Origin of the sequence: Flavobacterium kayseriense (assembly GCF_014305095.1) — a bacterium.
Lineage (GTDB): Bacteria > Bacteroidota > Bacteroidia > Flavobacteriales > Flavobacteriaceae > Flavobacterium > Flavobacterium kayseriense.
This window is the reverse complement of sequence record NZ_JACRUI010000006.1, coordinates 49,997-65,152: the sequence shown is the minus strand read 5'-3', so window position 1 is coordinate 65,152 and position 15,156 is coordinate 49,997. Positions and strand designations below refer to the sequence as shown.

15 protein-coding genes are annotated in these 15,156 nt (G+C 34.4%); 12 read left to right on the top strand and 3 right to left on the bottom strand.

Annotation, left to right across the window (positions count from 1 at the left end; genetic code table 11):
* Nucleotides 1–290: 290 nt before the first annotated feature.
* Both H8R22_RS14890 and tpiA read left to right on the top strand, forming a co-directional pair.
* The gene (locus H8R22_RS14890) at nt 291–791 is read left to right on the top strand and encodes a TlpA family protein disulfide reductase (RefSeq protein WP_187011196.1); all 501 of its coding nucleotides are present in this window, start codon (nt 291–293) and stop codon (nt 789–791) included.
* 38 nt (nt 792–829) lie between these two features.
* Complete coding sequence (gene tpiA, locus H8R22_RS14885) at nt 830–1,582, top strand: triose-phosphate isomerase (RefSeq protein WP_187011195.1); 753 nt, start codon at nt 830–832, stop codon at nt 1,580–1,582.
* A 55-nt stretch (nt 1,583–1,637) separates the two neighbouring features.
* Here tpiA and H8R22_RS14880 read toward each other — a convergent pair whose 3' ends face one another.
* Complete coding sequence (locus H8R22_RS14880; RefSeq protein WP_187011194.1) at nt 1,638–2,861, bottom strand: porin; 1,224 nt, start codon at nt 2,859–2,861, stop codon at nt 1,638–1,640.
* A 133-nt stretch (nt 2,862–2,994) separates the two neighbouring features.
* On the opposite strand from H8R22_RS14880, the gene prmA reads away from it, so the two are divergent.
* Together prmA and H8R22_RS14870 are read left to right on the top strand one after the other, a co-directional pair.
* Nucleotides 2,995–3,828 carry a 50S ribosomal protein L11 methyltransferase gene (gene prmA / locus H8R22_RS14875; protein ID WP_187011193.1) on the top strand — a complete coding sequence of 278 codons (834 nt, stop codon included), beginning with the start codon at nt 2,995–2,997 and terminating at the stop codon, nt 3,826–3,828.
* 45 nt (nt 3,829–3,873) lie between these two features.
* Nucleotides 3,874–4,149 (top strand): ATP-dependent Clp protease adaptor ClpS, encoded by a 276-nt coding sequence (locus H8R22_RS14870; RefSeq protein WP_187011192.1) that lies wholly within the window; start codon nt 3,874–3,876, stop codon nt 4,147–4,149.
* Nucleotides 4,150–4,607: 458 nt separating this feature from the next.
* Here the strand turns inward: H8R22_RS14870 and H8R22_RS14865 are convergent, their stop codons facing one another.
* Both H8R22_RS14865 and H8R22_RS14860 read right to left on the bottom strand, forming a co-directional pair.
* Nucleotides 4,608–5,021, bottom strand: coding sequence for a DUF6691 family protein (locus H8R22_RS14865; protein WP_187011191.1), 414 nt, complete (start codon nt 5,019–5,021; stop codon nt 4,608–4,610).
* Between the two features lie 3 nt (nt 5,022–5,024).
* The gene (locus H8R22_RS14860) at nt 5,025–5,582 is read right to left on the bottom strand and encodes a YeeE/YedE family protein (RefSeq protein WP_187011190.1); all 558 of its coding nucleotides are present in this window, start codon (nt 5,580–5,582) and stop codon (nt 5,025–5,027) included.
* Between the two features lie 354 nt (nt 5,583–5,936).
* Between H8R22_RS14860 and H8R22_RS14855 the strand changes: the two genes are divergently transcribed.
* From H8R22_RS14855 to H8R22_RS14820, 8 genes are all read left to right on the top strand, one after another.
* Entirely contained in the window at nt 5,937–7,250 is a 1,314-nt protein-coding gene (locus H8R22_RS14855) for a TolC family protein (protein ID WP_187011189.1), read from the top strand.
* Nucleotides 7,251–7,357: 107 nt separating this feature from the next.
* Nucleotides 7,358–8,446 carry an efflux RND transporter periplasmic adaptor subunit gene (locus H8R22_RS14850; RefSeq protein WP_187011188.1) on the top strand — a complete coding sequence of 363 codons (1,089 nt, stop codon included), beginning with the start codon at nt 7,358–7,360 and terminating at the stop codon, nt 8,444–8,446.
* A 165-nt stretch (nt 8,447–8,611) separates the two neighbouring features.
* Nucleotides 8,612–11,803, top strand: coding sequence for an efflux RND transporter permease subunit (locus tag H8R22_RS14845; protein WP_187011187.1), 3,192 nt, complete (start codon nt 8,612–8,614; stop codon nt 11,801–11,803).
* A gap of 73 nt (nt 11,804–11,876) precedes the next feature.
* The gene (locus tag H8R22_RS14840) at nt 11,877–12,182 is read left to right on the top strand and encodes a hypothetical protein (RefSeq protein WP_187011186.1); all 306 of its coding nucleotides are present in this window, start codon (nt 11,877–11,879) and stop codon (nt 12,180–12,182) included.
* A gap of 13 nt (nt 12,183–12,195) precedes the next feature.
* A complete protein-coding gene (locus tag H8R22_RS14835) occupies nt 12,196–12,381 on the top strand; it encodes a YgaP family membrane protein (protein ID WP_187011185.1) in 186 nt (61 codons plus the stop codon).
* A 272-nt stretch (nt 12,382–12,653) separates the two neighbouring features.
* Nucleotides 12,654–13,103, top strand: coding sequence for a 2-dehydro-3-deoxyphosphooctonate aldolase (locus H8R22_RS14830; RefSeq protein WP_187011184.1), 450 nt, complete (start codon nt 12,654–12,656; stop codon nt 13,101–13,103).
* Between the two features lie 186 nt (nt 13,104–13,289).
* Nucleotides 13,290–14,108: a 3-deoxy-8-phosphooctulonate synthase gene (gene kdsA / locus H8R22_RS14825; protein ID WP_187011183.1), complete on the top strand. Its 819-nt coding sequence runs from the start codon at nt 13,290–13,292 to the stop codon at nt 14,106–14,108.
* Nucleotides 14,109–14,126: 18 nt separating this feature from the next.
* On the top strand, nt 14,127–15,005 hold the full coding sequence (locus tag H8R22_RS14820; protein ID WP_187011182.1) for a hypothetical protein: 879 nt from the start codon (nt 14,127–14,129) through the stop codon (nt 15,003–15,005).
* Nucleotides 15,006–15,156 lie beyond the last annotated feature (151 nt).

Sequence of the window (15,156 nt, the reverse complement as noted above, 5' to 3'; positions counted from 1 at the left end):
ATTTTAGCCCAAAGTCTCACCTGTGAAAACAAGTGAGACTTTTTTTTTGTCCAAATTAAATGCATTCTTTAGGATTTTTTTTCAAACATTAAATTGCCTCATTTGTAATTTGTGTTAAAAACACGTCAAAAAGATAGAAAAGGCGCAAGAAGTGCAAAAACTATTACGTTTTCATTTTTACAAAATGAGATAATAATTGCTTATTTTGTAAAAATAACTAGGACAGTCAAAAAGCTTTAATCTTTCGAGCCGATTCAAATTGTTTCCCTAACTTTGTTAAAATGAAAAAAATGAAAAAAACAATAATTCTCTTACTTGCCGTTTTAGGCATTTCTTGCTCTAAGACTAAAGATCAAAAGACTGAATTTTCTGAAAAAGCATTAGCTGAAACACTATTAGCTCCAGACGGATCTCAAGTTGCATTCCAAAATATTATCGAGCAACACAAGGGAAAAACGGTGGTAATCGAAGTGTGGGCATCGTGGTGCGCAGATTGTATCAAGGCAATGCCAAAATTAAAAGAGCTACAAGCAAATAATCCTGATGTGGATTATGTTTTTATATCGATGGATAAAGCTGCTGATAAGTGGAAAACAGGTATCGAAAAGCATGCCTTAATGGGTGACCATTATATGGCTAACGACCAGATGGAAGGTGTTTTTGCAAAAGCAATAGACCTAGACTGGATTCCAAGATACATCATACTTGACAAAACAGGAAAAGTAGTGCTTTACAGAGCTATTGAAACTGATTTTGATCTCATTAATGAGACCTTAAATGATTTAAAATAAAAAAACAACATTTAAAAAAACTAAAAACAACAACTAAAATGAGGAAAAAGATAGTTGCAGGAAACTGGAAAATGCATAAAAATGCAGAACAAACTGAAGATTTATTAAACGACTTGATTGCTAAATTACCAACAGAGACAGCAGTTCAAGTAATTGTCGCTCCTACTTTTGTAAATTTAGCATCGGCAGTAGCACATTTAGAGTTTACTAATTTAACTGTAGCGGCACAAAATATGCATCAAGCTGAAGGTGGGGCTTTTACTGGAGAAATCTCAGCAGATATGCTTCAAAGTGTAGGCGTTCAAACTGTTATTCTAGGACATTCAGAGCGAAGAGCTATTTTCCATGAAACTGATGCTATTATTGCTAATAAAGTAGACACAGCATTGGAGCATGATATGACTGTAATTTTTTGTTTTGGAGAGGAGTTAAAAGACCGTCAATCTAAAAATCATTTTAATGTTGTCGAAAATCAACTTAAAGATGGTTTACTACACATAAAAGAATCTGACTGGGGGAATGTTGTATTAGCATACGAACCTGTTTGGGCCATTGGTACTGGAGAAACTGCTTCTCCAGAACAAGCACAAGAAATGCATGAGTTTATTAGAGAAGTCGTTTTAAAAGCTTTTGGGAAAGAAATTGCTGAAAACGTTTCTATCCTTTACGGTGGTAGTGTTAAGCCTGAAAATGCGAAAGAGATTTTCTCTAAACCAGATGTTGATGGAGGATTAATTGGAGGAGCTGCACTAAAAGCAGATGATTTTGCGGCTATAGTAAATGCAATTTAAAAGGACTTATAATTGATAAGAAAAGCGGTGATTGTAATAAATCACTGCTTTTTTTTTAAATCCCTATTTCTACTTGAAAGCGAACATAAAAATTATTTTTTGTAGTACCATTAAAATAACTTAAAGTATCAAAGGTTAGCTCACTTTGAATTTTAAAGGTGTGTTCCCAAATGTATTTCGTAACACCAAAAGAGTACTGTTTTGTATTTGGTGCCAAAGCTTTGATGTCGTCCCCAACTGTTTGCGTGGAATACCTACCAATAATTTCATAGTTAGAAGGGAAAATATAACTTAACTGATGATCAAAACCAGAACCAACATATACAAAATTAGATTGTGTATTGTCATTCGGGTCGATGGTAATTGCATTTTTAGTGGTGCTTCTAGACATATAGCTTGACATTGCTGCCCAACCATTGTATTTTAGCATCGCATCCAGCATTAGTGATTTCATAGTTCGCGATTCAAATAAATCATTTCCTAACTGTCCTTGAGCTCTTTTGGCTTGATTATTTTGTTGAAAAGCACCTGAAAGTAGTAACTTAGGCTTTGCTTCTCTTACAATATCCCCTTCAAAGTAAGTACCATCCTTAGTAAAAGCACCTAACGGCATTAACTCGACTTTACCTGTAACTGCAACCCCTGCATCTGGGTTACTTGTAACATTACGTCCCTCACCTGTAGATACCGCTCCCTTAAAATTGTAAGAGAACGAATCTTTAAATTCGTTTAAATTATGGACTTGAAAACCAAAATCTCTATCTATTGTAAATTTCGCATTATTGATGGAGCGATCTGTTAACTGCAATGCTCCTGAGGAATTTACACGTTGACGGTTTCCTGGTAACTTTGTTTGACCAAAACTCATGTTCCAATGTTTATTTGGTCTATAAAAAACGACGGCATCTCTAATAATATTAATATTTTCTCCCTCTCTAATTTCGCCAACATCTCCTGGGGCAAAAGACAGTTGTATGGCGTAAAGAAATTTAGGACTTCCTACATATCCATCTAGCCTTAGACGCAGTCGGCGTATTTGAGCGTCATATGCTGCTTGGTCCCCTTCATTTTGAAGATAGGTAACCCTATTTTGCATTCTAAAACGAATGTTTAGTTGGTATAAACTATCAGGGGAGGTTATACCAATACCTTTCCCAAAGCTGTAATAAGGCAAGGCTGATAACTTTAAATCATTATCATGCTTACTTGGTTTAATCGTTACTTGCGCAAATCCTGTTGTACAAAGCAGAGATAAAAGAAATAGATAAATCTTTTTCATGTAGTTGATGTGTGTTGGTGTAGTATGTTAGTGTAGTATATTAGTGTAGTATGTTAGTATTGCAAATGTAAAATAAAATTTAAATTACAAATGCGATTTCGATGGTGATTGTTACCTTTGCAAAAAAAAGGTCATGTCAAATATATACATTGGTTACCACTTTACCATTGAACCAAAAGAATTAGGTTCTGAAATATTGATTGCAGAATTAGGGGAAACCGCATTTGAAAGCTTTACTGAAACAGAAACAGGTATCTCTGGATTTGTGCAAAAGGAATTGTGGGATGAACAAATTCTTGAAGATATACAAATTTTACAGTCAGCAGAATTTAAAATAGAATATACGTTTGAAGAGATCGAACAAGTTAATTGGAATGAAGAATGGGAGAAAAATTTTGAACCTATTGACGTAGATGGTAAATGCCATGTTCGTGCTCCATTTCATCCGAAAACGGAAGCAGAATTTGATATTTTGATTGAACCAAAAATGAGTTTTGGTACAGGACATCATGAAACCACACACATGATGATTCAGCATTTATTAGAAACTGATGTAACTGGAAAGAAAACTCTTGACATGGGCTGTGGAACTGCAATCCTAGCGATATTAGCTGAGATGAAAGGCGCACAACCAATTGATGCGATTGATATAGATAATTGGTGTTATTTGAATTCAATCGAAAATGGAGAACGCAACAATTGCAAGCACATCACTGTTTGCGAAGGAGATGCATCATTATTAATAAACCAAAAATACGATTTGATTATAGCGAACATCAACAGAAACATTTTGTTGAACGATATGCAAAGTTACGTAAACTGCCTGAACGCTGGTGGAACACTGCTTTTAAGTGGTTTTTATGAGGATGACATCACTGCTATCGATGCTTGTTGTACTGAAAAAGGATTGACATACGTTAAAAAGTTTGTGAGAAACAACTGGACATCATTAAAATACGTAAATTAGAGCATTATTTTTTATTAATCACGAAAGTACAAAAAACAGACAAAAATGAGTACTAAAGAAAAAATAAGAGAAAAAGTAAGTACCAGAGAAGTCCCTACTTTTAATAATGAAATTGTGGTATACAATGATGATGTCAATACATTTGATCACGTCATCGAAACCTTAATCAAAGTTTGTGAACATACTCCTGAACAAGCGGAACAATGCTCATTAATTGTCCATTACAATGGGAAGTGTACCGTAAAAACAGGGCCGCTAGACAAATTAAAGCCGCAATGTACTAGATTACTTCAAGCTGGACTTAGTGCTGAAATAATATAGTAAGCTTCCTTACGAAGTTAACAGTATAGCATTCTATTGTGGTCGTGAAACGAGCACAATAGAATGTTTTTCTTTAACACAATAGTTCCTTTACTGTACTAAGAAAAGACAACAATGATATCTTTTTACTTAGCAAATAAGACGCTTCCGTTACACACTCTGTTTATAGACTACTACAAGTGTCACTTTGTCCGGATTTAAAAACTAGTACTACATGTTGTTTTTAGTTGATAGGACATACTTAGTTAGGCTCTATTATTGTCGTTTTCTGGTCTGAAAACAACCTCTTTTCCTTTCTATTTTTAAGTTTCTTTCAGTAAACAATTCGGAAAAACTAAAATTAGTGTTTCTTGTATAACCCAAACAATTTTGCTGCCACTTTCGCATGAAAATTAAAAAAAAAATAGCACCTCCCTGCAGGAAAGTGCTATGTTTATGCAAATAAGAATAGGCTGTATTTAGTGAGGTAATTTATTTTTTAATACCCCATATATATAAGTTCCTAAAAGAGCACCAAATAAAACAATAAGTATACTCCAAAAACCTGCTCCGATCAATATGTAGATAGGTCCTGGACATGCACCAACTAAGGCCCAACCTAAACCAAAAAGGGTCCCTCCTATTAAATATCTCGCATTTCCATTCTCTTTATCAGCGATAGCAATAGGCAAGCCATCTATATCTTTTATATTCTTTCTTTTAATTATTTGGATACCTAATGCTCCAGTTACTACTGCGGTCATAATTATACCATACATATGAAATGATTCAAACTTAAACATTTCATAAATTCGGTACCATGAGATTGCCTCAGACTTTGTTAATACAATTCCAAAAACAAAACCTACAATTAAATATTTTATTACTTTCATCTTTTAAAAAATTAAGGGAAAAATTAAATATGCCATTATTAAACCACCTACAAAAAATCCTATCACCGCTTTTAGAGAAGGTACTTGTAAGTTACTTAAGCCTGAAATAGCATGTCCAGAGGTACAACCACCTGCATATCGTGTACCAAAACCAATAAGTAAACCACCCACTAATAGAATAGCAAGTCCTTTTGGAGATTCAAAAACTTGTTTCCCAAAAAGTGTCTCAGGTGCAAGTTTTCCATTAGGAGCATCAATGCCGTAAATTGCAAGTTGCTCTATTGTTTTTGGGTTAATAGATACATTTGATGGATCGCTCATGAAATTTACAGCTACAAAACCTCCCAACATCGCTCCTAGTACTACTACTAAATTCCAGCGTTGCGACTTCCAATCGAAATCAAAAAAATCTGTTCGCTTTCCTGCCCCCATGATCGTACACATTGATCTAAGGTTAGATGACATACCAAAACTTTTACCAAAATAAGTTAAAGCAAGCATGATTAAACCGATTATAAAGCCCGAAACATACCAAGGCCAAGTCTGAAAAATTAAATCCATAGTTTTATTTATTTTCGACAAAGATATACAGTATTTTTTAAAAAGAAACTTTGCTTCGATACAACATAGAACAGCATTTTACAAAAACCTCATTACAAATAGCTTAGACAATACAAGTTTGTATAGTAAAAAATACGTCTTTACTAAATATCTAAAAGTGTACTACGAATCAAAATCAATGTTATCTGATTAACAAAAGTTTTACCAAGTTTATCGGTCATTGCCATAGCTTTTCAACTACCACTTTTTCAGTATTATTCTACAAAACAACTTTATTATTTCATCTGTAACATATGTTACTGTATGGCCTAAACCATGCAACTATCTTTGCTTCACAAACTAGATAAAATAATTATGAAGAAAATACATTTTATACTGATTTTAAGCTCTTTACTACTAAATTTCTCGGGATACAGTCAGGATACTTTGACCATTTCTAGAAAAGATATTTGGTTGCGGGCTTCTGATGAAAATTTACAAATTAAGATTTCAAATCAAGATTTCAAATCCGCACAATCGGATTATAGACAATCGAATGCTATTTTTTTACCTAGTATTTCTGCTTCGCATACGGCAATTTCTACCACAAATCCATTAATGGCTTTTGGATCAAAATTAAATCAAGCCATACTAACAGCTGCAGACTTTAATCCAGCATTATTGAACAACCCGGATCGTACAACCAACTTTGCAACTAAAATTGAAGTGCTCCAGCCTTTAATAAATGTAGATGGCCTATATGGTCGCCAAGCTGCAAAAGCTAAAATGCAAGCCTTTGCATTGCAAACAGAACGAACTAAAGAATACTTAGAATTGGAGGTAAATAAGGCATTCATGGAGTTACAACTTGGTTATAGAGCTGTAAAAGTTTTAGAAAAAGCAAGCAAGACAGCAGCTGCTAATTTTACTTTAATAAATAATTATTACAGCCAGGGTATGTTACAAAAAACAGATTTACTGTCTGTACAAGTGCGCGTGAACGAAATAAAAAATCAACTACAATACGCCCGTAGCAATGTACAAAATGCGTCTGATTATCTAGCATTTTTATTGAATGAAGATCTTGGAGACAAAGTTTACAAACCACTTGAGGAATTAGACAACTCAATTTCTATTCAAAGCATTAGCAGTTTACTTTCGACTAATAGAAAAGACATCCAAGCGATGGACAAATCATCGGAAGCTTATCGGAAAATGTTACAGTCAAGCAAAATGAACTTCTTACCAAGATTAAATGCTTTTGGAAGCTACGAGCTTTACGACAGCCAATTATTTGGAACAAATGCAAAAGGATACTTAGTAGGTGCGCAACTTTCTTGGAGTTTATTCGATGGTTACAAATCGATTGGTAAAATGGAAAAAGCGAAAGCTGATTTCCAAAAATCAGAGATTGAAACCCAACAATACAAAGCAAAAAGTCAATTAGAATTAAATAAAGTGAATCGCCAATTACTAGATGCTGAAAATAAAGTCAATTTAGCGAAACTAGATTTTGAACAAACACAAGAAGCGTACAGAATTAGAAGTAATAGATTTGCTCAAGGCTTAGAAAAAACAACAGACTTACTACAAGCTGACACTCAATCATCTAAAAAAGAATTAGACTATTTGCAGGCGGTTTTTGAATACAATTACACCCAAGCTTATCTACAATTTTTAACAAAATAAACTAATAGAATCCCAGATAACAATAGGCTAAACCATAGCAGAAGCTTAAGATGAAGATCAGAATTCTCCTGATTTAAAAAAGATAAATAACCAATTATATAAATCTCATGAAAAAAATACTTGTTCCAATATTAGCTCTAGCAATATCGATAGTAACATCCTGCAACGGAGAGAAGAAAGAAGCTGTAGCTGAATCGCCTGCAATACCAGTTAAGGTTAGTGCTATTGCAGAAAATAGTAATAGCTCTTTTGTAAGTGCTAGCGGGAAAATTGAAGCTGCAAACAGCGCCGATTTGAGTACCAGAATGATGGGATATGTAACAAAATTGCATGTTACAGTTGGTCAAAAAGTAGCTGCTGGACAAACACTGGTAAGCATCAATAATACGGACTTACTGGCTAAGAAAGCGCAAGTTGATGCTGGTATTCTTCAGGCTACGGCTGGCTATAACAATGCTAAAAAAGATTACGATCGTTTTGTAAATTTATTCAAGCAACAAAGTGCTTCGCAAAAAGAATTAGATGATATGACTGCACGCTATGAAATGGCAAAAGCAAGTCTTGAAGGAGCTAAACAAATGAAAAATGAAGTAATGGCTCAGTTTAATTATTCGAATATTACAGCTCCAATATCGGGAGTAGTAACCAATACTTTTGTGAAGGCTGGCGATATGGCCAATCCAGGGATGCCATTACTAAGTATTGAAGGAGCTTCAAAATTACAGGTCTCGGCCATGGTATCAGAAAGTGATATTACAGCAATTAAAAAAGGAATGCCGGTAACAGTTTTAGTAAAATCATCAAACGAGAAATTAGCAGGTACGGTTAGTGAGGTAAGTATTTCAGCTAAAAATACAGGAGGACAGTACTTGGTTAAAATTGATTTAAACAAAACTAATAGCGCTGTTTTATCTGGCATGTTTGTCAATGTACAGTTTCCTATTGAACACAAAACTACCACTACCACTAGTACAAATGCAGTTTTGATTCCGGAGAGTGCTTTAGTGCATCAAGGACAACTAACAGGAATTTACACTATTGGTACTAATAATGTAGCTATTCTTAGATGGTTGAGAACAGGAAAAACATTTGGAGATCAAATAGAAGTACTTTCTGGACTATCAGCTAATGAAAGCTATATCGTATCAGCAGATGGAAAATTATTTAATGGGGCAAAAGTAAGCGTGCAACAATAGCAATTAGAGTGTTTAGTAAAAAATAATTCTTAATACTGCGTGAGGGATAGTAGTGAAAATCCTTTATGTTTTTTCTTTAAAAACATAAAGATTGAAACGGATAGCCCGACCCTAAATACTGAGTTTTCCGAAGTATTTGAGGGTCACGCCCAAACAAAAAATATTATGCAAGAAGGAATTTCAGGTAAAATAGCCAACTTTTTCATTAATTCGAAACTAACGATCTTATTGATGGTAGGTTTAATGATTATAGGTGTCTACAGTTCGTTTCTTATTCCGAGGGAAGAAGAACCACAAATTAATGTACCAATGGCCGACATTCTTGTGGGTTATCCTGGTGCAAGTCCTAAAGAAGTAGAAAGTCGGGTGGCAAAACCACTGGAAAAAATCATTTCGAATATAAAAGGTGTTGAGCATGTACATACGATGGCGATGAACGGTCAGGCGATGTTAATTGTTCAGTTTTACGTGGGTCAGGATGTTGAGCGATCGTATGTTAAATTATACGATGAGCTTGCCAAACATGAAGATATGTTTCCTAAAGGGGTTTATAAACCTATGGTAAAAACACGCTCGATTGATGATGTACCTATGTTGGGTATTACGCTTTGGAGTGATAAAGTAGATGCATATCAATTACGCCAACTTGCTGAAGAAGTAACTTCGGAGATCGAAAAAGTAAAAGATGTAGCTATTACTAAAGAGATTGGTGGAAGCAATCGCGAACTAAAAGTAATTCTGGACAAAGATAAAATGGCCGAGAATGGCGTCGATGCTTTGGGTATTATGCAAATGATTCAAGCCAATAACGGCAGTTCACAATCGGGCGCATTTGTCGAAAATGATCAAGAATATTTGTTGACTACAGGACAATTTTTATCTAGTGCTGAAGATGTAGAAAATCTAGTTGTAGGTGTAAACAAAAACATTCCTGTTTATTTAAGGCAAGTTGCGAGAGTGCAAGATGGTTCAGAAACGGCTAAAAGCTACGTTTCTTTCGGTTTTGGTAAAGCCAATGAAAGCTTTAAAAGTGCACAATCAGAGTATCCAGCTGTAACGATATCAGTAGGGAAAGTGAAAGGTGCCGATGCAATGAAAATCTCAGAGAAAATCTTGGACAAAGTTAACTTACTGAAGAAAGATTTGATACCAGATGATGTTCATGTTGAAGTAACAAGAAATTATGGAGAAACAGCATCTGACAAGGTAGGCGAATTATTGCTTCATTTAGGTATTGCTATTATAGCTGTGACTGTTTTGGTCATGTTAGCGATGGGTTGGCGCGGTGGATTAGTCGTGTTTTTCTCAGTTCCATTGACATTTGCTTTAACACTTTTTAGCTATTATTTATTAGACTATACCCTAAATAGAATCACCCTTTTTGCCTTAGTATTTGTAGTGGGAATTGTAGTAGATGATAGTATTATTATTGCAGAAAACATGCACCGCCATTTTAAAATGAAGCGACTTCCTTTTAAACAAGCAGCAATTTACGCTATTAATGAGGTTGGTAATCCTACAATCTTAGCAACATTTACCGTTATTGCAGCTATCCTACCAATGGCTTTTGTATCTGGGATGATGGGACCTTACATGAGCCCTATGCCTATCGGAGCTTCGATTGCCATGATCTTATCACTTTTTGTAGCATTAACGGTAACACCTTACTTAGGATACCATTTATTACAAGAGAAAGAAGATCAGGAACATAAAGAAGCCGAAGGTTTAGAAACGAGCCGTATCTACAAGATTTACAATAAATTAGAGCGACCGTTTTTAGAAAGTAGTTCGAAGAGAAGAATACTTCTTGCCGTAACAATCGTATTGCTAATTGGTTCTGTATTCATGTTTTTTACCAAATCAGTAGTCGTAAAAATGCTACCATTTGATAATAAAAATGAGTTTCAAGTTGTTATTGATCTTCCAGAAGGAACTACGCTTGAACGTACAGCAGCGGTAACAAAAGAAATCGCGCAATATATTGCCACAAGACCCGAAGTTGTAAACTATCAAAATTATATAGGAACTTCTGCTCCTATTACTTTTAACGGGCTCGTACGTCATTATGATATGCGAGGCGGAAGTAATATGGCTGACATTCAAGTAAACTTACTGCACAAAGAAGAACGAGACATACAAAGTCACGTAATAGCAAAAGAAATGCGCGCCGATGTACAAAAAATTGCTAAAAAATACGGTGCTAACGTAAAACTAATTGAAGTTCCGCCTGGACCTCCCGTTTTATCTACTCTTGTAGCCGAAATATACGGACCTGATTACAATGAACAAATAAAAGTAGCTAAGCAAGTTAAAACAATTTTAGAGCAAACAGCCGATGTTGTAGACATAGATTGGATGGTTGAAGACAATCAAATAGAATACAAACTAGAGGTAGATAAAGAGAAAGCGATGCTTAATGGCATAGCGCTACAACAAATAGTAGGTAATTTAACTTATTTGTTAAAAGAGTATCCAATCTCTAATTTGTATGATGAAAATTCAAATGATAATGTAGCTATTGTTTTATCACTAGATGACAAAGACAAAACGAGTTTGCAAGACATACAAAACTTAAAAATTAAAGGAAGTCAAGGAAACATGATTCCTGTGAGTGATTTAGTTAAAGTAAAAACTGATACCCTACAAAAAACGATTTACAGAAAAGATCAAAAACGTGTAGTTTACGTTACAGCTGATATGGCTGGTGCGTTAGAGAGCCCGGTATACGCTATCTTAGGAATGAGTGATAAACTCGCTGCAATGAATGTTCCAAAAGGGTACAAAGTAGAGGAGTTGTATATGGAACAACCTACTGATGAGAGCAATTTTACTGTAAAATGGGATGGTGAGTGGCAGATTACGCTAGATGTTTTCCGCGATTTAGGGATTGCATTTATGGTTGCTATTGTAATAATATATATGCTGATTGTAGGTTGGTTCCAGAACTTTAAAACTCCTATTGTAATGATGCTTGCTATTCCGTTATCGTTGATCGGGATCGTTTTTGGTCACTGGTTACTTGATGCATATTTTACTGCAACATCATTTATTGGAATGATTGCTTTAGCGGGTGTTATGGTTAGAAATTCTGTATTATTAATTGACTTTATCGAAATTCGATTACAAGACGGTATTCCACTAAAACAGGCAATAATTGAGGCTGGAGCAGTAAGAACCTCTCCCATATTACTAACAACTGGAGCCGTTGTTATTGGGGCATCAATTATTTTGTTTGACCCTTTATTTCAAGGACTTGCCATTTCTTTAGTATTTGGAGCGATAGTTTCTACTATTTTAACGCTTCTTGTGGTGCCTTTAATTTATTATATTACAGAGAGAAAAAAGTGGGAAAAATAGAAAGTACCTTACAGTCTATGGTGGTGAGTGTTGCAACTTTCCACCTTAGTTTACTACCTAAAACAAAAAAGAAATGAAACTACTAATTTTAACAAGCATAGCAGCATTTGACAGTGATGTAAAACAAATGCTAAAACAAGCAGAAGTACGAACCTTTACTTACAAAGCAGTAACTGGTTTTACAGACTTATCAGAAGAAGCGATTGAAAGTAATTGGTTTGGAACTGAGATGAACGAAAACGAATCGATTCTTTACTACGCCTTTGTAAAAAAAGAAAAAGTGGAGTTGTTCTTTGATCTAGTTGAAACTTTTAATAGCAATCAAAAAACGGTCTCTAATGTACATATTGCTGTTTTAAACATAGAAAAATCAAATTAACAAAAATTATAAAATGAAAAATAAAGCGTTTAGAACTATCGTAGGATTATTTATATTAATTAGCGTATCATTAGCGGTGTACGTAGATCAAAATTGGCTTTGGTTTACCGTATTTATCGGACTAAATTTAATCCAATCGGCCTTTACAAAGTGGTGTTTATTAGAAACAATTTTGGCTAAACTAGGACTAAAAGACTAGCAATAAATAGGATTTTATAGATCCAAAAATCCACTTCAGTACAACTGTTTTTTAAACAAAAAACACAATCAAGTCTGAAGTGGATTTTGTTTTATTTGTAAAATTTGCTGGCCATTTTTTAAATATAACTAATCGATTATCTTACACCACATTTTGCATAAGAAACATTTAAATAAAAAGTATTACTTATATTACCTCCCTACTAACTTCTCAGTATATTTGTAAAGCAAAGTACAGTTTTATAGCATCAACCAAAATTATCGATTTAAAACATGAAAAAAATAATTGCTTGTTTCTCCTTACTACTACTTACCGTTTCGTGCGTGAGTACAAAGTCATCAATAAAAAACATTGATAATAACGTTCCTACACCAACAGTAACAAACAACAACACTTTTTTACTTACCGAGTATAGTAAAGATAAAAGGTACGGTTATGATCCTGATTATCCTATTAACGTATTTTACCTAAACACCCGCAACGAAACCCTAAACCAAGAACGTTTTTTGAATGCTTTAGCTGGTCCTAATGGCGAGAAAATCACCTTTAAAAAAGTAGAAAGCTGTTGTCCCTTTCCCACAAAAACGAGTAATATGGGTGCCGGTTTTCTCGATATTTATGAAGTAATTTGGACAGGACAGAAAAAGCCAATACGTCTGTATATGAATATTTACGAAAGAGGCGCTTTACTAGTACCGATAGGTTTCACTATAAAAAAATAGTTTCTAGAACTACTATTACCCTAGCCCTGATAGTAACGGTATCCTTCTTGTTTTTTTAAACAGGAAGATACAAGTGAATAGCAGGAATTAGCTCCAAAAACCTAGAACACGATCTATAAAAAAAGTTAAATTGTAAAGCCTAAATGGCAAATCATGATTACCTTTGCCTTTCCAAAATAAAACATTATGAACATACAACATATTCCACAAATTAAACATACTGATAGCGGAAATTTCTTCTTACTCGCTGGGCCTTGCGCTATTGAGGGTGAAGAAATGGCAATGAGAATCGCTGAGAAATTGGTTGGTATTACTGATACTTTAAAAATACCATTTGTCTTTAAAGGTTCCTTTAAAAAAGCAAATCGCTCTAGAATTGACAGCTTCTCAGGTATAGGAGACGAAAAAGCACTTAAAATTTTAAGAAAAATATCAGAGACTTTTAAAGTGCCTACGGTCACAGATATTCATACTAATGAGGATGCTGCAATGGCTGCTCAATACGTTGATGTATTGCAAATTCCAGCTTTTTTAGTTCGTCAGACAGATTTAGTGGTAGCTGCTGCCAACACAGGAAAAGTAGTGAACCTCAAAAAAGGTCAATTTATGAGCCCTGAAAGTATGAAACATGCTGTGCAGAAAGTATTAGATTGTAACAATGAGAAAGTAATGATCACTGATCGCGGAACCATGTTTGGATACCAAGACATGATTGTTGATTACAGAGGAATCCCAACTATGCAACAATATGCTACGACAGTTCTAGATGTGACGCACTCGCTACAGCAACCTAATCAAACGGCTGGAGTAACTGGAGGACGACCTGATATGATTGAAACAGTTGCAAAGGCAGGAATTGCCGTTGGTGTAGATGGCATTTTTATCGAAACTCATTTTGATCCAGCAAACGCAAAAAGTGATGGTGCTAATATGCTTCATTTAGACTACTTTGAAGGATTGATGACAAAATTAGTAGCAATTAGACAAACAATAAATAAATTTTAATTAATTAGTACACATTTAGTGAAAAATATAATTTTATACGCAGCAATCTTAGGTCTATTTTGTACCAATGTAACACAGGCACAAGAAGAGGTTACTAAACAAGAAAAATACACTGCACACAATAAAGGGAAATTTTTTGTTTCGTGGGGAGGAAATCGTGAAAGCTACAGCAAATCTGACATTACTTTTAAAGGGAAAGATTATAATTTCACAATAGCCAATTCTAACGCTCAAGACAAACCAAAGGGATGGCATGTTGATTATGTGAATCCTGCTAGAATGACGATTCCACAGACTAACTTTAGAATGGGATACTTTATCAATGATCATTACAGCATTGCAGTTGGTGTAGATCACATGAAATATGTTTTGCAACAAAATCAAGTGGCAAATGTTACGGGAACAATCAATTTACCTTTAACTGAAGATGGATCAATATATAATGGAACCTATAACAATACTCCAGTAGATTTTTCGCAAGGAGCTAATGGTGGTATAGCCTTTTTGAAATACGAACATACTGATGGATTGAACTATGTCAACACAGAAATTTCTAGACATGATGATATATCCTCCCTATTTAAAATTACTAATACTGATAAAATTCAAGTTAACTTAACGGAAGGTGTTGGTCTTGGTTTACTTTATCCAAAAACGAATACCACTTTACTTGGCAAGGATAGGCATGATGATTTTCACGTTTCTGGTTTTGGTACTTCTATAAAAGCGGGACTGAATGTTACCTTTTTTAAACATTTTTACGTACAAGGTGAAATAAAAGGTGGTTACATAAATATGCAAGACATACGTACTACACAAAGTTCAGATGATACTGCAGCACAAGATTTTTTCTTTTTGCAAAGAATTATAGCTTTTGGAGGAATATTTAAAATATAAAACACCTTTTCTTCTATAATATTAAGCTGTTGTTTTACAACAGCTTTTTTTATACCATTTTAAAAGCTAAAATATTATTACTTATTGACTTCTAATCATTAATTAATGGCTAAATTTGGATTTGTGATTCATCGTTAATTAAATCGTAATT